The organism is Micromonospora sp. NPDC051227 (assembly GCF_044455385.1).
In the GTDB taxonomy this organism is placed as follows: domain Bacteria; phylum Actinomycetota; class Actinomycetes; order Mycobacteriales; family Micromonosporaceae; genus Micromonospora.
In genome coordinates, this window is sequence record NZ_JBITET010000002.1 from 438377 (window position 1) to 459416 (window position 21040).

The following is a 21040-nucleotide window of genomic DNA, read 5'->3' on the forward strand; positions in this document are numbered from 1 at the left end:
ATCACCCCGGAAAACACCCTCCCGAGGGCAATGGATCACCAGGGGGCCCTCCAGACATCCCCGGCGCGCGGATACCATCCAGTAAGTCGGACAGCGCTGTCCTTCGTACCCACGTAAGGGAGCGCATCGTGACCGACCAGCACGACCACGACGGCCCGGACGCCGCACTGCGCGCCGACATTCGCCGACTCGGCACCCTCCTCGGCCAGACCCTGGCCCGCCAGGAGGGTCGCCCGCTGCTCGACCTCGTCGAGGAGATCCGCGCCCAGGTCCGCTCCGACGCCCCCGCGGCCGCCCAGCGCCTCGGCGGGCTCGACGTGACCACCGGCACCAAGCTGGCGCGCGCCTTCTCCACCTACTTCCACCTGGCCAACATCACCGAGCAGGTGCACCGTGCGCGGGATCTGCGCCGCCGCCGCGCGGTGCAGGGCGGCTGGCTTGACCAGGCCGCCAAGATGATCGCCGAGCGCGGGGTGCCGGCCGAGGAGATCGCCAACGCGGCTCGCCGGCTGGCGGTGCGACCGGTCTTCACCGCGCACCCGACCGAGGCGGCCCGTCGCTCGATCCTGTCCAAGTTGCGGGCGATCGCCGACGAGTTGGACACCGAGACCGCCAACGCGATCCTCTACGGCGCCAGCGACGAGGGCCCGGCCAACCGCCGGCTGGCCGAGTTGTTGGACCTGATGTGGCAGACCGACGAGCTGCGGCTCGACCGGCCGGACCCGACCGACGAGGCCCGCAACGCGATCTACTACCTGCGCGACCTGTACGCCGAGGCCGCGCCGCAGGTGCTCGACGACCTGGCCGACACGTTGCGCACGCTCGGCGTGGAGACCTCGCCGACGGCCCGGCCGCTGAGCTTCGGCACCTGGATCGGCGGCGACCGCGACGGCAACCCGTTCGTCACCCCGGCGGTCACCCGCGAGGTGCTGACCATCCAGCACGAGCACGGCATCGCGGCCACCGAGAAGGCGATGGACCACCTGATCAACGAGGTCTCGGTGTCCCGCCGACTGCGCGGGGTGTCCCTGGACCTCTCCGCCAGCCTCGCCGCCGACCTGGACGCGCTGCCCGAGGTGGCGCAGCGCTTCCGCCGGGTCAACGCGGAGGAGCCGTACCGGCTCAAGGCGCGCTGCGTGAAGGCGAAGCTCGCCAACACCCGGCTGAGGTTGCGCCAGGGCACCGCACACGTACCGGGCCGGGACTACCGGGGCTCCGCCGAGCTGATCGCCGACCTCGATCTGCTGCGCGCCTCGCTGGCCCGCAACTCCGGGCAGCTCACCGCAGTCGGCCGGCTGGCCTCCACCATCCGTACGGTCTCCGCGTTCGGCCTGCACCTGGCCACCATGGACGTCCGGGAGCACGCCGAGGCGCACCACGCGGTGCTCGCGCAGCTCTACGAGGCGGTCGGCGAGGTCTCCGACTATCCGGCGCTGACCCGGCTGGAACGCACCAAGCTGCTCGCCGACGAGCTGACCGGTCGCCGTCCGCTGTCGACAGTGGACACGTCGCTGTCCGAGCCGGCCCGCAAGACGTTCGACGTGTTCGGGACCATCCGGGAGGCACAGGACCGGTTCGGCGCCGAGGTGATCGAGTCGTACATCATCTCGATGACCCTGGGTGTCGACGACGTGCTGGCCGCCGTGGTGCTGGCCCGCGAGGCCGGCCTGGTGGACGTGCACAGCGGGCGGGCCCGGATCGGGTTCGTGCCGCTCCTGGAGACCCCGGCCGAGCTGAACGCCGGCGGCGAACTCCTCGACGAGCTGCTGTCGCTGCCCGCGTACCGGGCGCTGGTGACGGCGCGGGGTGACGTGCAGGAGGTCATGCTCGGCTACTCCGACTCGAACAAGGAAGCCGGGATCACCACCAGCCAGTGGTCGATCCACCGGGCGCAGCGCGCGCTGCGCGACGTGGCCGCCCGGCACGGTGTGCACCTGCGGCTGTTCCACGGCCGGGGCGGCACGGTCGGGCGCGGCGGCGGGCCGACGCACGAGGCGATCCTGGCGCAGCCGTACGGCACCATGGACGGCGCGATCAAGGTGACCGAGCAGGGCGAGGTGATCTCCGACAAGTACACCCTGCCCTCGCTGGCCCGGGAGAACCTGGAGCTCACCCTCGCCGCGGTGCTCCAGGCGACCCTGCTGCACACCGCACCCCGGCAGCCGGCCGAGATGTTGGAGCGCTGGGACGCGACGATGGACGTGGTCTCCGAGTCGGCGTTCCGGTCCTACCGGTCGCTGGTCGAGGACCCGGACCTGCCCGCGTACTTCTGGGCGTCCACCCCCACCGAGCTGCTCGGCGCGCTGAACATCGGCTCCCGGCCGGCGAAGCGCCCGAACACCGGCGCGGGGTTGTCCGGGCTGCGGGCCATCCCGTGGGTGTTCGGTTGGACGCAGACCCGGCAGATCGTGCCGGGCTGGTTCGGCGTCGGCTCCGGGCTGGCCGCCGCCCGCGAGGCGGGGCTGGCGGACGTGCTGGCCGAGATGCACCGCAACTGGCACTTCTTCCGCACGTTCCTGTCGAACGTCGAGATGATGCTGACCAAGACCGACCTGAGCATCGCCCGCCGGTACGTCGAGACGCTGGTGCCGAAGAAGCTGCACCCGATCTTCGAGCAGATCGAGCAGGAGTACGAGCTGACCAAGCGGGAGGTGCTGGCGGTGACCGCCTCACCGGCCCTGCTGGAGAACTCGCCGGTGCTCCAGCGCACCCTGGCCGTCCGCGACACCTACCTGGAGCCGCTGCACCACCTCCAGGTGGCGCTGCTGCGGCAGTACCGGGAGTCGGGCGCCGCCGGGCGGGCGATCGCCACCGCACCGGGCGGCCGACGCGCACCGAGCGACGGCACCGCCCTGGAGCGTGCCCTGCTCACCACCGTGAACGGCATCGCCGCCGGGATGCGCAACACCGGCTGATCAACAGGTACGGAAACGGGCCCCGGTCGCTGCGACCGGGGCCCGTTGCGTATGCCTGCGAACGACGGTCAGAAGTCGCCGCCGCCGAAATCCCCGCCCCCGAAGTCGCCCCCGCCGAAGCCGCCGCCCCCGAAGTCCCCACCGGCGTAGTCGCCGCCGCCGAAGTCGCCGCCCTGGTCACCGCCGCCGAAGTCGCCGCCCTGGTCACCGCCGTCGCCGCCCTGGTCGACACCGTCACCGAAGCCCTCCTGGTAGCCGGCGTCGTAGCCGTACCCCGGGTCGGCGAAGGCGGGAGAGAAGAGCGCGTCGGCGATCAGGATGCCGCCGAGCACACCGGCGCCGGCACCCAGCGCCGTCTTCCACCAGGGCGTCGAATACCAGCCGGCGGGCACCGGGCGACCCTGATAACGCCCACCGGGGTAGTAGTAGGGCGTTTCCCGGCCGGGTTGCGGCCCGGCTCGGAAGGTCTGCCCCTGCACATCGACCTCGCGTTCCTTGGTGAGCTGCCCGACGCCGCGGGCGGCGGCCAGGGTCGGCACCTCGGGGCCCGGATCGATGCCCAGCGCCGTGCGCGCCGCCCGGATGTACGCCAGACCCTCCAGCGCGGTCTCCCGGGCCAGCCCGAACTGGTGCGGCGTGGAAGCCTGCTCCAGCTGGGAGCCCGCCGCGTTGTACCGCTCACCGGCGTCGGCCAGCGCCTGGCGTACCGCTGGGTCGTCGCCGTGCAGGTTGATCAGCTGGCCCCCGAGGCGCTCGTACCACCGCTGCGCCTCCGCGCGGGCGTCGCCGAGTTCGGTGCGCCGACGGGCACCGGCCTGAGCGCGGATGAGCGCTGCGGCGCCCAGCGCGCCGACCAGCACAACGGCGAGGCAGAGCACAAGTTCCATGTCATCGAACGTACCCCCGGGTCGCACGTCGTATCCGTCTGGCAAGCTCCGGTGATGGACGTCTCGACCCTGCTCCTGGTGATCGTGTGCCTCGGCGCCGGCGGGGCGGTGGGCTGGCTCGCGGCTCGGTCCCGGTCGGCCGCCGACATCGCCCGCCTGGATGCCACCCTGGCCGCCACCCGGGAGGGCGAGGGTCGGCTGGAGCAGTCCATGCGGGCGTTGAGCTACGAGGCCACCGCGCAGTCCCAGGAGGCGGTGGCCCGGGCGGTCGCGCCGCTGCACGACACCCTGCGCCGCTACGAGCAGCGGGTGGCCGAGCTGGAGCACGACCGCGTCGACGCGTACGCCGAGCTGCGTGAGCAGGTCCGCTCGATGAACGCGGTCTCCGGTGAGCTGCGCACCGAAACCAAGCAGTTGGTGGCGGCGCTGCGCGCACCGCAGGTGCGGGGCCGCTGGGGCGAGCACCAGCTGCGCCGGATCGTCGAGGCTGCCGGCATGCTGGAGCACTGCGACTTCTCCGAGCAGGTCACCGCCGCCACCGACCAGCAGGTCGTCCGACCGGATCTGGTGGTCCGCCTGCACGGTGGTCGATCGGTGGTGGTGGACGCCAAGGCCCCGTTCGACGCGTACCTGACAGCCATGGAGGCCCGCGACGAGCGCGGCCGGGACACCCACCTCGACGCGCACGCGCGGCACCTGCGGGGGCACGTCGACGCCCTGGCCGCCAAGTCGTACTGGTCGGCGTTCGACAACTCACCCGAGTTCGTGGTGCTGTTCGTCCCCGCCGATCCGTTCCTCGACGTCGCGCTCCAGCGGGACCCGACGCTGCTGGAGCACGCCTTCACCCGCAACGTGGTGCTCGCCACGCCGGCCACGCTGGTCGCCCTGCTCCGCACTGTGGCCTACTCCTGGCGGCAGGAGGCACTGGCCCGCAACGCGCTCGCCGTGCACACCCTGGCCCGGGAGCTGTACGGCCGGCTCTCCACGCTGGGTGACCACGTGGGCAAGCTCGGGTCCTCGTTGGCCGGTGCGGTGACCGCCTACAACCGGGCGGTCGGCTCGCTGGAGGCCCGGGTGCTGGTCAGCGCCCGCAAACTCGCCGAGTTGGGCGTCTCTGACGACGAGTTGGCCACGCCGGCCCAGGTCGAGTTGACGCCCCGGCAGCCGCAGGCACCCGAGCTGGCCGATCCGGCCGACGAGGTCTCGGCCCGCTAGCCATCTATGTGACAGTGCGTATGCCTGCATATCACGAAGTGGTCACAAGGAACTGGCCACTAGTGACAGTGCTCTCCGACACCCCGAAAGATTCTGCTCACCCGAGCGCCCTTCTCTGAAGGGCCCTGTTCTCTGGAGGAAAAGAGAACGTGAGCAGACTCCCCAACCTGAGCCGGCGAACCTCAGCCGCGCTCTTCGCATCGGTCCTGGCGGCCAGCGCCGTGACCGCCGTGGGTGGTGCCGCCACAGCGGCCGCCGCTCCCGCCACCACACCGGACGCTTCCCCGGCCACCGCCGCCGAGACGCTGGGCGCCCACGACGCCAAACTGCTCAGTGAGGCCCGCGCCAAGAAGGCCCCGACCGTCACGTTGATCGTCGCCACCAAGAAGGGTGAGGCAGGGGACGTCGCCGACAGCCTCACCAAGCTCGGCGGCACTGTCAGCCAGCGGCAGGACCGGGTCGGCTTCGTGTTGGCCAAGGTCCCGACCGACCGGGCCCTCAAGGCCGCGCGGCTGCCCGGTGTCTCGGCCGTCGACCTGGACGAGGTCATCCAGCTGCCGGACCCGGCCCCGGAAAACACCCCCACCGGCACCGCGGGCGCGCGGCAGGCCACCGTCGGGGCGCCGGGAGAGACCACCCCGGCCGACAACCCCTACATGCCGACGAACGAGACCGGCGCTGTGGCGTTCACCGCGGCCCACCCCGAGTGGGACGGCCGGGGCGTCACGATCGGCATCATGGACTCCGGTGTGGACCTTGCCCACCCGGCGTTGCAGCAGACCACCACCGGCGAGCGCAAGATCGTCGACTGGGTCACCGCGACCGATCCGCTGGAGGACGGCTCGTGGCGGCGGATGCAGGCCGAGGTCGCCGGCCCGTCGTTCACCATCGCCGGCGGCACCTGGACGGCACCGGCCGGCACGTACCGGTTCAACCTGTTCAGCGAGTCGGTCACCGCCGCGAGCGACGCCCGGGGTGACGTCAACCGCGACGGCGACACGACCGACACCTGGGGTGTGCTCTTCGACCCGGCCACCAACAACATCCGGGTGGACGCCAACCAGAACCTCAACTTCACCGACGACCCGGTCATGCGGCCGTACAAGGAGAAGTACGACATCGGCTACTTCGGTACGGACAACCCGGCGACTCCAGTCGCCGAGCGGCAGCCGTTCGTCGTCGAGTTCCGTAAGAACGTCAACACCACGCCGATCGGGCTACCGGGCACCTACGACTACGTCAACATCGGCATCGTCGAGAGCACCCACGGCACCCACGTCGCCGGCATCACCGCCGCCAACGACATGCTGGGCAACGGGGCCTTCGACGGCGCCGCGCCCGGCGCCAAGCTGGTCTCCGCCCGCGCCTGCTCCTGGGGCGGCGGCTGCAGCGCGGCGGCCCTCACCACCGGCATGATCGACCTGGTGGCCAACCGTGGCGTCGACATCGTCAACATGTCGATCGGTGGCCTTCCGGGCCTGAACGACGGCAACAACGCGCGGACGAACCTCTACAACGAACTGATCGAGACGTACGGCGTGCAGTTGGTCATCTCGGCCGGCAACTCCGGTCCGGGTCTCAACACCATCGGCGATCCGTCAGTGGCCAGCAACGTGATCAGCGTTGCCGCCAACATCAGCAAGGACACCTGGCTGGCCAACTACGGCTCGGTCGTCAAGAAGAAGAACGCCCTGTTCAACTTCTCTTCCCGTGGCCCGCGCGAGGACGGCGGCTTCAAGCCGAACATCGCCGCCCCCGGCTCGGCCATCTCCACCGCGCCGACCTGGCAGCTCGGCGCCCCGGTCCCCGAGGCCGGATACGCGCTGCCCCCGGGCTACGCGATGCTCAACGGCACCTCGATGGCGTCTCCGCAGACCGCCGGCGCCGGCGCGTTGCTGCTGTCGGCCGCCAAGGCCACCGACCGGGGCGTCAGCCCGGCGGCGCTGCGGCGGGCACTGTTCAGCTCCGCCAAGCCGATCGCTGACGTGCCGACGTACGCGCAGGGCTACGGCATGGTCAACGTTCCGGGCGCCTGGCAGCTGCTGCGCCAGGGCGTCGAAACCCGGTCGTACGTCTCCGACGCGCCGGTCTGCAGCCCGCTGGCGGAGCAGTTGACCATCTGGAACGGTGTGAAGTTCGTGCCGAACCCGGGTCGGGGCACCGGCGTCTACAACCGTTGCACCTCGTCCGAGGGCGGCCACAAGGTCGGCCAGAGCAAGACGTACCCGGTCAAGCTCACCCGCACCAGCGGCCCGGCCGGCACCATCAAGCACAACATCACGCTCCAGGGCAACGACGGCACCTTCAAGGCGCCGAAGACCGTCGCGTTGCCGCTCAACAAGGCCGTCACCATCAGCGTCACCGCCAAGCCGGCCACCGAGGGTGCGCACGGCGCGATCGTGCGGATCGACGACCCGGCCACCAACGTTGTCGACTTCGAGGTGTCCACAGTGGTGGTGGCCTCGAACGACGTGAAGAAGCCCAACTTCTCGTACGCCAACGAGGGCTCGGTCGACCGCAACGGCTTCACGTCGTACTTCGTCACGGTGCCCGAGGGTGCCAAGGCCCTCCAGGTGAACCTCTCCGGGATCGCGACCGGTTCGCAGACCCGGTTCATCGCGATCAACCCGTTGGGTGTTCCGGTGGAGGCCACCACCAGCACCGTCTGCTACACCAACTTCTCCGACGTCAACGTCTGCAAGCCGCAGGAGCGTGACTACCAGAACCCGCTGCCCGGGGTCTGGGAGATCGAGGTGGAGTCGCGGCGGACGTCCCCGGCGCTGAACAACCCGTTCAAGCTCCAGGTGCGGGTGCAGGGCCTGACGGTCGAGCCGGCGCTGGTCGAGCTGCCCAGTGTCGAGGCCGGCGAGCCGACCCCGGTGAGCTGGAAGGTCACCAACGCCTTCGGTCCGGTCTCGATCAGCGGCCGCAGCGGCGCGCTGACCGGTGTGCGGACCGAGCGGCCGACCATCACCGAGGGCGGTCCCAACCAGGAGTGGACCGTCGAGATTCCGGCGGGTACGTCGACGTTCACCGCCCGGATCGGCAACCCCGCCAACGCGGGAGCCGACCTGGACCTGTTCGTCTACCGGGGCACCACCGAGGTCGGCCGGGCCGCGGACGGCGACTCGGAGGAGGCGGTCACGCTGACCAACCCGCCCGCCGGCACCTACCGCGTCGTGGTGGAGCCGTACGGGGTTGACGGACCGGGGACCAGCACCGCCTACGACTACTACGACGCGTTCGCGTCAGCGTCGCTGGGCACGATCACCGCTCCGGCCGCCGCGGTGCCGCTGATGCACGGCGAGTCGGCCACCATCACCGGCACGGTGACCGCGGTGGCCGTTCCGGCCGACGGGCGTCAACTCTCCGGTGAACTGGCGATCGTCACCAGCGAGGGTGCGATCGTTGGTCGCGGCAACGTGTCCATCGGTGCCGTGAACTGATCCACTCGTAACACCAGCAGGAGCCCGTCCCCACGTTCGGGGGCGGGCTCCCGCGGGTCAGGGGTGAGTGGTCAGGATCGGTGGGCGGCCGTCACGACGAACGGGGTGCCCTGCTGGCAGGTGGTCATCATGCCGGGCTCCACCCGACCGGTGACCTCGACCCGGACGCCCGGCTTCAGCACCTCACGCGGGCCGCCGAGCAGCAGGTAACCGTCGAGCAGTACGCAGCCGGGCTCCACACCGCCCTGCACGGTGCCGCTCAGGGTGGTGGCCCCGACGCCCGGCGGCGTGCTCGGGCCGCCCGGTTTCGGAGTTTTCAGCCCGGGCGGCACGGAGCGCGTGCCGGTCTCTGGCGAGGGCGTCGGGTCGGGCGTGGGCTGGCTGGTCACCGGCTGCGCTCCCGTCGGTGTCGGGGTGGGTGTGCCGCCTCCGACGCCCTGGCCGCCGCAGGCGCTCAGCGCCACGCAGACGGCCAGCGCGGGGACGGCGAGCCGAAGAGTCCTCATGCCGAATCTGACGTACGCCGACCCGATTTCGTTCCCGCGCTTCAGCCGCGCGCCGCAGCGGCCTTCATGTCCCGCCTCAGCTCCTGGGGAAGCGAGAACGTGAGCCGCTCGTTGGCGGTGGCGATCTCCTCGACGTCGGCGAAGCCGCGGGCGGCGAGGTGGACCAGCACCTCCTGGACCAGGTCGTCCGGGACGCTCGCGCCCGAGGTCAGGCCGACCGTGGTGGCCCCTTCCAGCCAGGCGTCGTCGATCTCGTGCGCGAAGTCGACCAGGTGACCGGCGCGGGCGCCGGCGTCCAGGGCGACCTCGACCAGGCGGACCGAGTTGGAGGAGTTCGTCGAGCCGACCACGATCACCACGTCACAGTCGGCGGCGATCTCCTTGACCACGTGCTGCCGGTTGGAGGTGGCGTAGCAGATGTCGTCGCTGGGTGGGGACTGCAACAGCGGCAGCCGCTGCTTGAGGCGGGCCACCGTCTCCAGCGTCTCGTCGACCGAGAGCGTGGTCTGGGAGAGCCAGACCACCTTCTCCGGATCACGTACGGTGATCTTGTCGGCGCCGTCCGGGCCGTCCACCAGCTGGATGTGCGCGGGGGCCTCACCGGCGGTGCCGATGACCTCTTCGTGCCCCTCGTGGCCGATGAGCAGGATGTCGTAGTCCTCGGCCGCGAAGCGCCGCGCCTCGTGGTGCACCTTGGTGACCAGCGGACAGGTCGCGTCGATCGCCTTCAGCGACCGCGCCTTGGCCTGCTCGTGGACCTCCGGCGCCACACCGTGCGCGGAGAAGACGACGGTGGCGCCCTCCGGCACCTCCTCGTTCTCTTCCACGAAGATCGCGCCCTGGGCCTCCAGGGTCTGCACCACGTGCTTGTTGTGCACGATCTGCTTGCGCACGTAGATCGGGGCGCCGTAGAGCTTCAGCGCCTCCTCCACGGTCTGCACCGCGCGGTCGACACCCGCGCAGTAGCCGCGGGGCTTGGCCAGGAGCACGCGCTTGCCGGTCCGGTGAGTCGCCTGAGCCTCAGTCACCACCCCATCGTACGTGCCACCCCTCCACCCGCCACCGGGCCGCGACCCCCACCCCTCCCAGCGTTGATCATGAAGTTACTGCTGCGACACGCCGGCACGGAGGGCAATAACTTCATGATCGACGGGCCAGGTGGGGTGGGTCGTAGGGTGGGCGGGTGAGCGAGGGTGGGCGGGTGGGAAGCGGCGCGGGCGGCGGCGGGGCCAGCAGCGCTGAGGAGCCTTGGCCGGTACGGGTGGTCAGCCAGAAGGTGGGCGCCTGGATCGCCAAGCTGGGCTGGGTGTGGGTGGACGGGCAGGTGGCGCAGATCAGCCGCCGCCCCGGGGCCAGCACGGTCTTCCTCACCCTGCGTGACCCGTCGGCCGACCTGAGCCTGACCGTCACCACCAACCGGGACGTTCTGGACTCCGGCGCGCCAGAGCTACGCGAGGGCGCACGTGTGGTGCTGCACGCCAAGCCCGAGTTCTACGCCGCCCGGGGCACGCTGAGCCTGCGGGCCGACGAGATTCGCCAGGTGGGGCTCGGGGAGTTGCTGGCCCGACTGGAGAAGCTCAAGAAGCTGCTCGCCGCCGAAGGGCTCTTCGACCGCGCCCGCAAGCGTCGACTGCCGTTCCTGCCCGGCCGGATCGGGCTCATCACCGGCCGCGCGTCGGCGGCGGAGCGGGACGTGCTGACAAATGCCCGGCGGCGCTGGCCAGCGGTGGAGTTCCGGACGGTCAACGTGGCCGTGCAGGGCCCGTCCGCGGTGCCACAGATCGTCGACGCGCTCAAGGTGCTGGACGCCGACCCGAGCATCGACGTGATCATCATCGCCCGGGGTGGCGGAGGCATCGAGGACCTGCTGCCCTTCTCCGACGAGGCGCTCTGCCGCGCGGTGTTCGGCTGTCGTACGCCGGTGGTCAGCGCGATCGGCCACGAGACGGACGCGCCCTTGATCGACTACGTCGCCGATGTCCGTGCCTCCACCCCGACCGACGCGGCGAAGCGGGTCGTCCCCGACCTCACCGAGGAGGTACGCCTCATCGGTCAGGCCCGGCACCGCCTCGAACGGGCGGTGCGCAACCTGGTCGACCGGGAGACGCACCGGCTCGACGGGCTGCGCTCCCGGCCGGTGCTGGCCCGGCCCCAGGTGATGGTGGAGCATCGGGCGACCGAGCTGGCCGCGTTGCGTCAGCGGGCGGGCCGCTGCCTGGAGCACCGGCTCGCCGCCGCCGAGGATGACCTGCGACACACCCTCGCGCGGCTGCGCGCCCTCTCCCCCGCCGCCACCCTCGACCGGGGGTACGCGATCGTGCAGCGCGCGGACGGCCACGTGGTCCGCGCGGCGGCGGAGGTCGGCAAGGGCGACCCGCTGCGGGTACGACTGGCCGACGGCGAGCTGGCCGCCACGGTCGATGGCTGAGTGGCGACGCGGCGCGGCGGGGAGTGGTGTGCTGAGATGAACGCGATGACTGACGACACGAAGGCCGGGCCGGACGAGCGGCTCAGTTACGAGCAGGCCCGCGCCGAGCTGGCCTCGGTGGTGGAGCGGCTGGAGGCCGGCGGCACGTCCCTGGAGGAGTCGCTGGCGCTCTGGGAACGCGGCGAGGCACTGGCGGTGATCTGTCAACGCTGGCTGGATGGTGCGCGGGCGCGGATCGACGCCGCCCGGCAGGAGCCCGCTTCCTGACCGACCGCCGGTGGGGCGGCCGGAGCCGCCCCACCCGGGTACGTCAGTTGAACAGGCTGTACAGCTCGGCCGGCGCCTCGACGACCTGGTCCGCCGGCGGCTTCTGCGCGGCGGTGGCGGCACCGTAGTCGGAGTAGGTCATCTTGACCTCCTGGGCGGCGGTCTGCCCGGCGGCCGGCAACTGCAGCACCAGCTCGCTGAGCCGGCCCTGCGGGTCCACCTTCGCGGTGAACGGGACTGTCTTCGCCTGGGTGCCCAGTGCGGCGATCGTGGCGGCGTTCAACGAGCCCGCCTCGGCTGCCTTGGTGACGTCGATGGTGCCGGCGTACGTACCGGTGCCGGTGCTGCGGACCTCGGTGATGCCCTGGGTGAGCACTGCGCTACCGGCCGGGTCGACCTTCTCGAAGTCGAAGCCGAGGTTGCGGTTGCCCTTGATCCGGTTCTGGTCCAGGTGCTGGTACTTGCCGAGGTTGAGCTGCTTGATGGCGGGCAGGCTGTCGGCGGTGGGGCCGCTCAGCTCCAGCTTGACCCAGCTGTCCGGCTTGAAGTGGATCACGTCGAGCTTCATCGCCAGGTCGGACGAGGGGCCCCCGATCGCGATCTTCATCGCCGCGCTCTGGCTCGGCTGGTGCACCAGCCCCTCCGCCGTCGAGCCGGCGCCGGCCAGGGTGAACCGGAAGTTCCCGTTGCTGATCTCCTTGGTGGAGTCGAGCAGGGCCTGCTTGGCGTCGCCCGCCACCGGGGCACCGGACGGGCTCGCCGTGCCGGAAGCACTCACCGTCGGGGACGGCGTCGATCCGGCGGTGCCGGTTCCGCTGGCGCAGGCGGCCAGTGCGGGCGTGATCAGAGCGGCGGCTACCAAGCCGGCGCCGAGTCGTCGAACAGTCATATGTGTCTCCCAAGGGGGTCACCCGACGACCTGGACGGCGCCGGAAACCGGGCGACGCAGCAGCACCGTCGGCTGCGTCGCGCGACCCGGGCCGAGCAGCGCGCCCGGATCACACCCTCCTTGTTCCCTGTCGACGCGTCGGACAATCACCCTTCGGGGCTGTTGCCCAGATTCGGCGCCAGCGGGGCCAACCCACGGGGTCGGTCAGCGCAGCGAGCCGGCCAGTTCGCGGAGTTCGTTGTCCCGGGCATCGCCGACGACGATCACCGTGCGGGTCGGTTCCAGCAGGACCAGCGCCTGCTGGTTTCCCCGAGCCGTGTAGAGCTGCCAAACGCGCCCGGTCAGCTCGGTGGGGCCCTGCGGCTGGCCCTGACTGGTCAGCTCGGCGGGGAGCAGACGGTCCGCCGGGACGCTGCTCTGCAGCAGTTGGACGCCCCGCCCCTCCGGCGTGAGGTAGCCGAGTCGCAGGTTTGCACCGTCCTCGACGGTCTGGTAGCGGGCGCTGACCGTCTTCCAGTCGGCGCCGAGCCCCTGCGGCTGGCTAACCGGAAAGACGTTCGCCGAACGTGCCTGCTCGATGGCGGGCGCCGGATCGACGGTGGTGGCCTGGTCGCCGCCGAGGAATCCCCGGTAGAACGCCAGCAGCAGCGCGATCGGGACGAGCAGCACCAGCAGCGAGATCGCCATGTCCTTCGGCGACCGCTCGGACTTGCCGGACACCGCCGGCGGCGGTGGGGTCGGGTCGGTCGCGGCGGGCTCACCACCGCGGCCGGCGGGGACGTCGGCCGGCGGCTGACCGTCGGGCGGCGTGCGGTCGTCGGGTACGCGGTCGGCTGGCTGTGCGGGTTCCACCCAGCTATCTTCGCAGCCGCCCGACCGGCGGTATCCGCGCCATCACCGCCCCGCGCCGACGCCCGGTCGGCCATCGTGTGAGGATCAGCGACAAAGCCGACAGTGGGGGCCTCCCCGCCGCCGGTCGTCCCCGCACCGTCGCGAGGAGGAGTAGCCGTCATGACGAACACCAGGACGCGGATCCCACAGGATCTCGACCGAAACCTTGCCCTCGACCTGGTCCGGGTCACCGAGGCCGCGGCGATGGCCGCCGGCCGATGGGTCGGCCGGGGCGACAAGGAGGGCGGCGACGGGGCCGCGGTCGACGCGATGCGCAAGCTGATCAACTCGATCCAGATGCGCGGTGTGGTGGTGATCGGCGAGGGCGAGAAGGACAACGCCCCGATGCTCTTCAACGGCGAACACGTCGGCGACGGCACGGGTCCGGAGGTGGACGTCGCCGTCGACCCGGTGGACGGCACCACCCTGATGAGCAAGGGCATGCCGAACGCGGTGGCGGTGCTCGCCGTCTCCGAGCGCGGTGCGATGTTCGACCCCAGCGCCGTGTTCTACATGGAGAAGCTCGCCGTCGGTCCGGCGTACGCCGACGTGATCGACATCAACGCCGGTGTGGCGGAGAACCTGCGCCGGATCGCCAAGGTCAAGGGCACCGACGTCTCCGAGGTGACCGTCTGCGTGCTGGACCGGAGCCGTCACGACGACCTGGTCGCGCAGATCCGCCGGACCGGAGCGGGGATCCGGTTCATCTCCGACGGCGACATCGCGGGCTCCATCGCGGCGGCCCGGGGCGAGTCGGACGTCGACGTCCTGATGGGCATCGGCGGCACCCCGGAGGGCATCATCTCCGCGTGCGCGCTGAAGTGCATGGGCGGTGCGATGCAGGCCAAGTTGTGGCCGCGCGACCAGCAGGAACGGGAGAAGGCGATCGCCGCCGGGCACGACCTGGACCGGGTGCTGGGCACCGACGATCTGGTCACCGGCGACAACTGCTTCTTCGTGGCGACCGGGGTCACCTCGGGCGACCTGCTGCGAGGGGTGCGTTACCGGGCGGGCGGCGCGTACACCCAGTCAATCGTCATGCGCTCGAAGAGCGGCACCATCCGGGTGATCGACTCGTACCACCGGCTGGAGAAGCTGGCGCTCTACTCCGCGGTCGACTTCGATGGTCGTCCGCTGGCCGAGCAGGAGTGACAGCCACCGACACGGCGACCCCGCAGACCCTGTCGGCCGCCCGCCGGATCACGGGCGTCGCGCTGGCGTCGGCCTCCGGGGTCGCGGTGGCGGTGCAGTCGCGCATCAACGGCGAGCTGGGGGTACGCCTCGACGACGGTTTTGCCGCCGCGGTTGTCTCGTTCGGCGTCGGTCTGCTGGTGCTGCTGGTGCTGGTGCCCGCGACCCCCGGTGGTCGGCGGGGGCTGGCCGCGACGCGGCGCGCCCTGCGGACCGGCACGCTACGGCCCTGGCAGTGCCTCGGCGGGATGTGCGGAGCCTTCCTGGTGGCCACCCAGGGCCTCACCATCGGCACGTTGGGCGTGGCGGTCTTCACCGTGGCGGTGGTCGCCGGCCAGACCGGCAGCAGCCTCGCTGTGGACCGGGCCGGGATCGGGCCGACCGGGCGGCAGCCGGTCACCCGGCAGCGGCTGGCCGGCGCGGTGCTCACCGTGCTGGCGGTCGGCCTGGCGGTCGGCGACCGTCTTGGCGACCCGGGCGCGCTGGCGCTGGCCCTGCTACCGCTGCTCGCCGGGGTGGGTATCGCCTGGCAGCAGGCCGTCAACGGCCGGGTCCGAGCGGCGGCCGACAGTGCGTTGACCGCCACGCTTGTCAACTTCGCCGTCGGCACGCTCACCCTGCTCGTCGCGTTCGCGATCGACATCGCCGTACGCGGCTGGCCCGGCGGCCACCTGCCGACCGAGCCGTGGCTCTACCTGGGCGGTCCGATCGGCATCGTGTTCATCGCGATCGCCGCCGCGATCGTCCGCTTCACCGGTGTGCTGCTGCTCGGCCTGGCCACCATCGCCGGGCAGATCGTGGGCGCCGTCCTGCTGGACCTGATCCTTCCCACGGCGGCCTCGCACCCCGGTGTGAACACCCTGCTCGGGGCAGCGCTGACCATGGTGGCCGTGCTGATCGCCGCTCTGGCGCCACCCGCCCGCCGCTGACCCCCGCCCGAGCAGGATCCGGTCGACCCGTCTCGATCCGGACTCAGGTCGGTCTGGGTCCGATACCGACGCTCAGCCGGCGTCGGAGGAGTGCCCGGGGAAGAGGTGTGCGCTCGGGTCGATGGCCACGGCCGCGTTGTTGACCGCCGTCGCCGCCTCACCGAAGCCGGTGGCGATCAGCCGGACCTTGCCCGGGTACTCGGTGATGTCACCCGCCGCGAAGACCAGGGGCAGGTTGGTGGCCATCGCGCTGTCGACCAGGATGTGCCGGCGGTCCAGCCGCAGCCCCCACTCGGCGAGCGGGCCCAGGTCGGCGGTGAAGCCGAGGGCGGCCACCACGATGTCCACCGGCAACGTCTCGGTCGCGCCCCCGCGCACTGTCACCTCGGCACCGGTCACCGTGCCGTCCCCGAGCAGCCTGGTGACCTCGGCGTTGACCACCACCCGCACCGGCAGGGAGAGCACCCGGGCGACCGTCGAGGCGTGGGCCCGGAACTTCTCCCGGCGGTGCACCAGGGTCACCGAGCGGGCCAGCGGTTGCAGCGCCAGCGCCCAGTCGAAGGCGGAGTCGCCACCACCGACGATCAGCACGTCCCGATCGGTCAGCTCGGTCGGCTCGGTCACGAAGTAGACGATCCCGGAGCCGGGGGCGCCGTCGGCGCACGGCAACGGCCGAGGGCTGAAGCTGCCGAGCCCGCCGGTGACCACGATCGCGCCGCACGCGAGCTGCTCGCCACCGGCCAGGCCGAGCAACGGGCGACCGTCGGCGTACGCGAGCTTCTCCGCCCGGGTGCCGAGCAGGTACTGCGGATTGAACGGGGCCGCCTGGGCCACCAGGTTGGCCACCAGGTCGCGGCCCTTTACCGCGGGGAAGCCGGCGACGTCGAGGATCAGCTTCTCCGGGTACATGGCGGTGACCTGACCGCCCGGCTCGGGCAACGCGTCGATCACCGCCACCGACAGCCCCCGGAACCCGGCGTAGTACGCGGCGAAGAGGCCGGCCGGACCGGCCCCGATCACGGCGACATCGACCTCGCGCATGGCGTACCGTCGCTTTCCGCTCACGGATCAACGTGTGCTGATCTCGACCGTAAGTGGGCGGCGACGGTCGGGCAAGCACGTCCCAGAGGCGCGCCGGAGAATCGCCTCAGGGCAGGCTGAGCGGGGAACCCGAGTAGTCCGGGCCGCCCACGGCGGGTCGCCGCCGACGGAACAGGATCGCGGCCACCACCCCGCCGAGCAGGCCGAACAGGTGCCCCTGCCAGGAGATCCGTTCGTCGGTGGGGAGGATGCCGACCAGCTGCCAGCCGTAGAGCAGACCGACCAGGAGGAAGACAGCGAAGTTCCACCAGCTGCGCTCGACGATGCCCCGGGTGAGCAGGATGCCCAGATAGCCGAAGATGACACCGCTGGCGCCGACCACCACCGAGTTGGGTGAGCCGGTGAACCACACACCGAGCCCGCTGACCAGGATGATGACCAGGGTCGACCAGAGGAACCGGCGGGCGCCGGCGGCGAGGACGAAGGTGCCCAGAAGGATCAGCGGGATGCTGTTGCTGTAGAGGTGGTCGAAGCCGTGGTGCAGGAACGGGGAGAAGAAGACCCCGTCCAGCCCGTCGATGCGCTGCGGGATGATGCCGGCGGTGGCGTCCAGGCCGAACGCGAGCCCCTGGTCGACGGCCTCGATGAGAAAGAGGAACGGAACCACCGCGCACATGGCGACGAACGCCCGGCCGAGCGCGGCGTAGAACGCCTCGGTGCCGAACCGGTAGGGGTCGCCGCTTGACGGGTGCAGGGTCACTCCACAACTGCTATCAGCAAAAGCGGCCGACCGCCACTCACGTCCCGTCCGGGTACGCGCGAAGGCGGGGCGAGTGGAGAGCCACCTGCCCCGCCTTCGAGAGCCGTCAGTAGTGGTTGTTGTTCTGGAAGTAGGTCCAGGCGCCGCAGGGCGTCTTGTACCTGCCCTTGATGTAGCCCAGCCCCCACTTGATCTGCGTGGCCGGGTTGGTCCGCCAGTCGGACGCGACGGAGCCCATCTTGCTGCCCGGCAGAGACTGCGGGATGCCGTACGCACCGGACGAGGAGTTGTTGGCCTTGTGGTTCCAGCCGCTCTCCTTGGTCCAGAGCTTCTCCAGGCAGGGGAACTCGGCGATGCCGAAACCCGCGCTGATCATCAGGGCGCAGCCGGTCTTGCGGTTACCGCTGTACTCGGCGCAGGACGCCGGGATCGGCCCGTCGTACGGCTTGGCGGCCTCGTTCGCCGCCGCGCGCTCGCGCTTGCGGGACGCCGCGGCGGCCTCGGCCCGGCGGGCCCGCTCGGCGGCTTCCTTGGCGGCCTGCTTCGCCCGCAGCTTGGCCTGGTACTCGGCGGCCCGCTGCTTGGAGAACTGCACCTGGTGGGCGGCCTGCCGCTCGCGTAGGTACGCGAAATCGGCCCGGTCGACCTCGAGGCTGACCTGCTCGGCCAGACCCTGTTGCTGGGTTTCCCGGTCTTCGCCCAGGTAGAAGCCACCGGCAACGCCCACGGAGAGCAGCGCAACAGCAGCCGTACGGGCGCCCAACCGGCTCCACAGCCGACTCACGAAGTGGTCCCTTCGTCGGGAGCAAGGACGTGGCGCGGCGCAGACCACAGGTGGGCCGTCAGCCGTGCCACGAGCGCCCCGACCGGTTGCCGGTCGCGCCGACGCACCGACCTTCGCCGATGTCGTCCGTCTCGGGACGAACGATCGCCAACGATTCCGGTGGTGCATGGACGCTCGTGGGACACGATTGCGCACAGTGAGGCTGATGGGAAACCAACCAGGGTGTTTGTGATCTGCGCCACACCGAGAATGCGGACAAATGCACACGTAGCACCCGTCAGATCGGGATGTCCTCCAGGAGGTCGGTGACCATCGCGGCGATCGGCGACCGCTCCGAACGGCTGAGGGTGACGTGCGCGAAGAGCGGATGGCCCTTGAGCGCTTCGATGACAGCGGTCACCCCGTCGTGTCGGCCGACCCGCAGATTGTCCCGCTGGGCCACGTCGTGGGTGAGCACCACCCGGGAGCCCTGCCCGATCCGGGAGAGCACGGTCAGCAGCACCCCGCGCTCCAGCGACTGGGCCTCGTCCACGATCACGTAGGCGTCGTGCAGGCTGCGCCCACGGATGTGGGTCAGCGGCAGCACCTCCAGGATGCCCCGCGAGGTGACCTCCTCCAGCACGTTCTCGTGCACCACCGCGCCGAGCGTGTCGAAGACCGCCTGGGCCCACGGCGACATCTTCTCCGACTCCGAGCCCGGCAGGTAGCCCAACTCCTGGCCACCGACGGCGTACAGCGGGCGGAACACGATCACCTTCTTGTGCCGGCGGCGCTCCATCACCGCCTCGAGACCGGCGCAGAGCGCCAGCGCCGACTTGCCGGTGCCGGCCCGGCCACCCAGCGAGACGATCCCGATCGACTCGTCCAACAGCAGGTCGAGAGCGATCCGCTGTTCGGCCGAGCGGCCGTGCAGCCCGAACGCCTCCCGGTCGCCCCGGACCAGACGCACCGACTTGTCCGGCAGCACCCGACCGAGCGCGGAGCCGCGCCCCGAGTGCAGCACCAGACCGGTGTGGCAGGGCAGCCCGGCCGCCTCGTCGAGGTCGAGCGTCTCGCCGGCGTACAGCTGGCTGATCTGCTCCTCGCTCAACTCCATCTCCGACATGCCGGTCCAGGTCGGGTCGCTGGCCTGGCCGTGGCGGTACTCGTCGGCACGCAGACCCACCGAGGCCGCCTTGACCCGCAACGGCATGTCCTTGCTGACCAGGGTCACTTCCCGCCCCTCGGCGGCGAGGTTGAGCGCGACGGAGAGGATCCGGGCGTCATTGCTCTCGGTGCGGAAACCGGGCGGCAGGACGCCGTCGTCCGTGTGGTTGAGCTCCACCCGCAGGGTGCCGCCGACGTCGTTGGCGGGCACCGGGCGGTCGAGTCGGCCGTGCCGAACCCGCAGGTCGTCGAGCATCCGCAGCGACTGCCGGGCGAACCAGCCCAGCTCCGGATGGTGCCGCTTGCCTTCCAGCTCGGTGATGACCACCAGAGGTAGCACCACCTCGTGCTCCGCGAACCGGTGGAACGCCGCCGGATCGGAGAGCAGCACCGACGTGTCCAGGACAAAGGCCTGGCCGGCTGGTCGTGGCTCCTTGGGGTCGGCCGGCGCGGTGGCCGCCGAACGGCGGCTCCTGGTGGCTCGGCGGGGCGTGGCAGTCGCGGCCGGGGTCTGGTCGGCACCGGCGATGGTACGGCGAGTCGTCACAGGCCTGCTCCGACGGATGGGCACCCGCCACCCGTGTTCCGCCTCCTCCGGTGCCCGGGGACACGGGGTCGGATGCGGAACCCCATGCGCGAGGTCGCAGATCCGGGCGGACCGGCTGACTCGGGAGAACCCCGTGCCATGCCTAGACGCTAGCCCCGCCTGACCTTCCCGGCTAGGGGCCGAACGTGGATCTCCCAAGACGCGCTCACGAACGGCGCTCTCGCCAGCCGTGGGGCAGGTGGGGAACGCGGCGGAGCCGGCCGGGATGCATGCCCCCTGCGCGCATCCCGGCCGGTGGGGCCACCGTCACCGGTCTGACGTGACCCCGACGGTGCGCGTCCGCCGCGGACGACGCACCGCGTTCGTGGCGCCGGTCGGCAGGGCAGCCCCGCCGACCGACCTCACCCGCTACGTCGGACGAGCGTGCCGGTCGGGTGCCGCCCGGTGATCGGGGCGGCCGGCGCGCTGAACGACGAGCCGGTGTACGTGGTGCCGGGGCGTTCGACCGCACCGGCGGAGCGGACCACGCCGGCGGGCGAGACCGACAGCGCCGAGGCGATCGCCGCCTGGGCGTCCCGACGACGCCGGTTCCAGGCGCCCCGGTCACCGTCGAAGTAGCCCTGTCGGTAACCGAAGCGGTAGCCGATGCGGTAGCTGAGCTGCCCGTGCAGACGGCCGGCCGCGTAACTCGTGGCACCGAGCACCAGGACGAGGAACACCGCGAGAAACGGGCTCATCGGGCAGCTCCGGCCCAGCCGGGACGCCAGGTCATCGCTCCTCCGGCTCGATCGTGGTGGGGTCGGCGACGAGCAGCCGGTCCAGGTCGTCGGTGCTGACCTCCTCGACCAGCTCGACGCTGATCCGGCAGCCGTCCAGCACGACCTCGGCCACCGAGGACCGGCGGATCTCGCCGCCGGCGTCGTAGACCCGGACGCTCAGTTCCGGGCAGCCGAGATGGGTACGCCAGGCGTTCCACTCGGCACGATCTCCGACGCTCAGCGACAGGTAGCGGCAGCCTCGGGCCAGGTAGAGGCGCCAGGGGGCGGTCAGCCCCGCGGCGACCCCCTCGGCGATCAGCCCGAAGGCCTGGGCGCGGGTGGCGAGCTCGGTCACCACGACCCCCTGGCACCGGGGGCGTGACGCATGTGAGCACCAATCGTCTCATGCACGTGACACACCGTAGATTGTCCCATGGGCG

18 protein-coding genes are annotated in these 21040 nt (G+C 71.3%); 7 read left to right on the plus strand and 11 right to left on the minus strand.

What is annotated here, in order from left to right:
• Positions 1–128 precede the first annotated feature (128 nt).
• Positions 129–2915 carry a phosphoenolpyruvate carboxylase gene (gene ppc / locus ACIA47_RS06115; RefSeq protein WP_355419032.1) on the plus strand — a complete coding sequence of 929 codons (2787 nt, stop codon included), beginning with the start codon at positions 129–131 and terminating at the stop codon, positions 2913–2915.
• A 68-nt stretch (positions 2916–2983) separates the two neighbouring features.
• On the opposite strand, the gene ACIA47_RS06120 is transcribed toward ppc, so the two are convergent.
• Positions 2984–3802, minus strand: a complete 819-nt coding sequence (locus ACIA47_RS06120; protein ID WP_396705906.1) for a hypothetical protein — start codon at positions 3800–3802, stop codon at positions 2984–2986.
• A gap of 54 nt (positions 3803–3856) precedes the next feature.
• Between ACIA47_RS06120 and ACIA47_RS06125 the strand changes: the two genes are divergently transcribed.
• Positions 3857–5017 carry a DNA recombination protein RmuC gene (locus ACIA47_RS06125; protein WP_112698465.1) on the plus strand — a complete coding sequence of 387 codons (1161 nt, stop codon included), beginning with the start codon at positions 3857–3859 and terminating at the stop codon, positions 5015–5017.
• 149 nt (positions 5018–5166) lie between these two features.
• Positions 5167–8463, plus strand: coding sequence for a S8 family serine peptidase (locus ACIA47_RS06130; protein ID WP_396705908.1), 3297 nt, complete (start codon positions 5167–5169; stop codon positions 8461–8463).
• Between the two features lie 71 nt (positions 8464–8534).
• On the opposite strand, the gene ACIA47_RS06135 is transcribed toward ACIA47_RS06130, so the two are convergent.
• Positions 8535–8969 (minus strand): hypothetical protein, encoded by a 435-nt coding sequence (locus ACIA47_RS06135; RefSeq protein ID WP_396705910.1) that lies wholly within the window; start codon positions 8967–8969, stop codon positions 8535–8537.
• Positions 8970–9010: 41 nt separating this feature from the next.
• Positions 9011–9997, minus strand: coding sequence for a 4-hydroxy-3-methylbut-2-enyl diphosphate reductase (locus tag ACIA47_RS06140; protein WP_396705912.1), 987 nt, complete (start codon positions 9995–9997; stop codon positions 9011–9013).
• A 155-nt stretch (positions 9998–10152) separates the two neighbouring features.
• Between ACIA47_RS06140 and xseA the strand changes: the two genes are divergently transcribed.
• Both xseA and ACIA47_RS06150 read left to right on the plus strand, forming a co-directional pair.
• Positions 10153–11397, plus strand: a complete 1245-nt coding sequence (xseA, locus tag ACIA47_RS06145; RefSeq protein WP_396705914.1) for an exodeoxyribonuclease VII large subunit — start codon at positions 10153–10155, stop codon at positions 11395–11397.
• 45 nt (positions 11398–11442) lie between these two features.
• Positions 11443–11664 (plus strand): exodeoxyribonuclease VII small subunit, encoded by a 222-nt coding sequence (locus tag ACIA47_RS06150; RefSeq protein WP_030328827.1) that lies wholly within the window; start codon positions 11443–11445, stop codon positions 11662–11664.
• A gap of 43 nt (positions 11665–11707) precedes the next feature.
• Here ACIA47_RS06150 and ACIA47_RS06155 read toward each other — a convergent pair whose 3' ends face one another.
• Together ACIA47_RS06155 and ACIA47_RS06160 are read right to left on the minus strand one after the other, a co-directional pair.
• Entirely contained in the window at positions 11708–12553 is an 846-nt protein-coding gene (locus ACIA47_RS06155) for a hypothetical protein (protein WP_396705916.1), read from the minus strand.
• Positions 12554–12757: 204 nt separating this feature from the next.
• Complete coding sequence (locus ACIA47_RS06160; protein WP_396705918.1) at positions 12758–13405, minus strand: DUF4245 domain-containing protein; 648 nt, start codon at positions 13403–13405, stop codon at positions 12758–12760.
• 159 nt (positions 13406–13564) lie between these two features.
• Here ACIA47_RS06160 and glpX point away from each other — a divergent pair, with 159 nt between their 5' ends.
• On the plus strand, positions 13565–14596 hold the full coding sequence (gene glpX, locus ACIA47_RS06165) for a class II fructose-bisphosphatase (RefSeq protein WP_396705920.1): 1032 nt from the start codon (positions 13565–13567) through the stop codon (positions 14594–14596).
• Positions 14593–15564 (plus strand): DMT family transporter, encoded by a 972-nt coding sequence (locus tag ACIA47_RS06170; RefSeq protein ID WP_396705922.1) that lies wholly within the window; start codon positions 14593–14595, stop codon positions 15562–15564. Before glpX ends, ACIA47_RS06170 begins: the two co-directional genes overlap by 4 nt.
• A 72-nt stretch (positions 15565–15636) precedes the next feature.
• On the opposite strand, the gene ACIA47_RS06175 is transcribed toward ACIA47_RS06170, so the two are convergent.
• From ACIA47_RS06175 to ACIA47_RS06200, 6 genes are all read right to left on the minus strand, one after another.
• On the minus strand, positions 15637–16605 hold the full coding sequence (locus tag ACIA47_RS06175) for an NAD(P)/FAD-dependent oxidoreductase (protein WP_396706384.1): 969 nt from the start codon (positions 16603–16605) through the stop codon (positions 15637–15639).
• Positions 16606–16711: 106 nt separating this feature from the next.
• On the minus strand, positions 16712–17365 hold the full coding sequence (locus ACIA47_RS06180; RefSeq protein ID WP_203120433.1) for a rhomboid family intramembrane serine protease: 654 nt from the start codon (positions 17363–17365) through the stop codon (positions 16712–16714).
• Positions 17366–17471: 106 nt separating this feature from the next.
• Complete coding sequence (locus ACIA47_RS06185) at positions 17472–18149, minus strand: lytic transglycosylase domain-containing protein (RefSeq protein WP_203120432.1); 678 nt, start codon at positions 18147–18149, stop codon at positions 17472–17474.
• 277 nt (positions 18150–18426) lie between these two features.
• Positions 18427–19842 (minus strand): PhoH family protein, encoded by a 1416-nt coding sequence (locus tag ACIA47_RS06190; protein ID WP_396705925.1) that lies wholly within the window; start codon positions 19840–19842, stop codon positions 18427–18429.
• A gap of 401 nt (positions 19843–20243) precedes the next feature.
• Positions 20244–20579 carry a hypothetical protein gene (locus ACIA47_RS06195; RefSeq protein WP_124854368.1) on the minus strand — a complete coding sequence of 112 codons (336 nt, stop codon included), beginning with the start codon at positions 20577–20579 and terminating at the stop codon, positions 20244–20246.
• A 31-nt stretch (positions 20580–20610) separates the two neighbouring features.
• Positions 20611–20955 carry a hypothetical protein gene (locus ACIA47_RS06200; protein ID WP_030328857.1) on the minus strand — a complete coding sequence of 115 codons (345 nt, stop codon included), beginning with the start codon at positions 20953–20955 and terminating at the stop codon, positions 20611–20613.
• Positions 20956–21040: the final 85 nt, after the last annotated feature.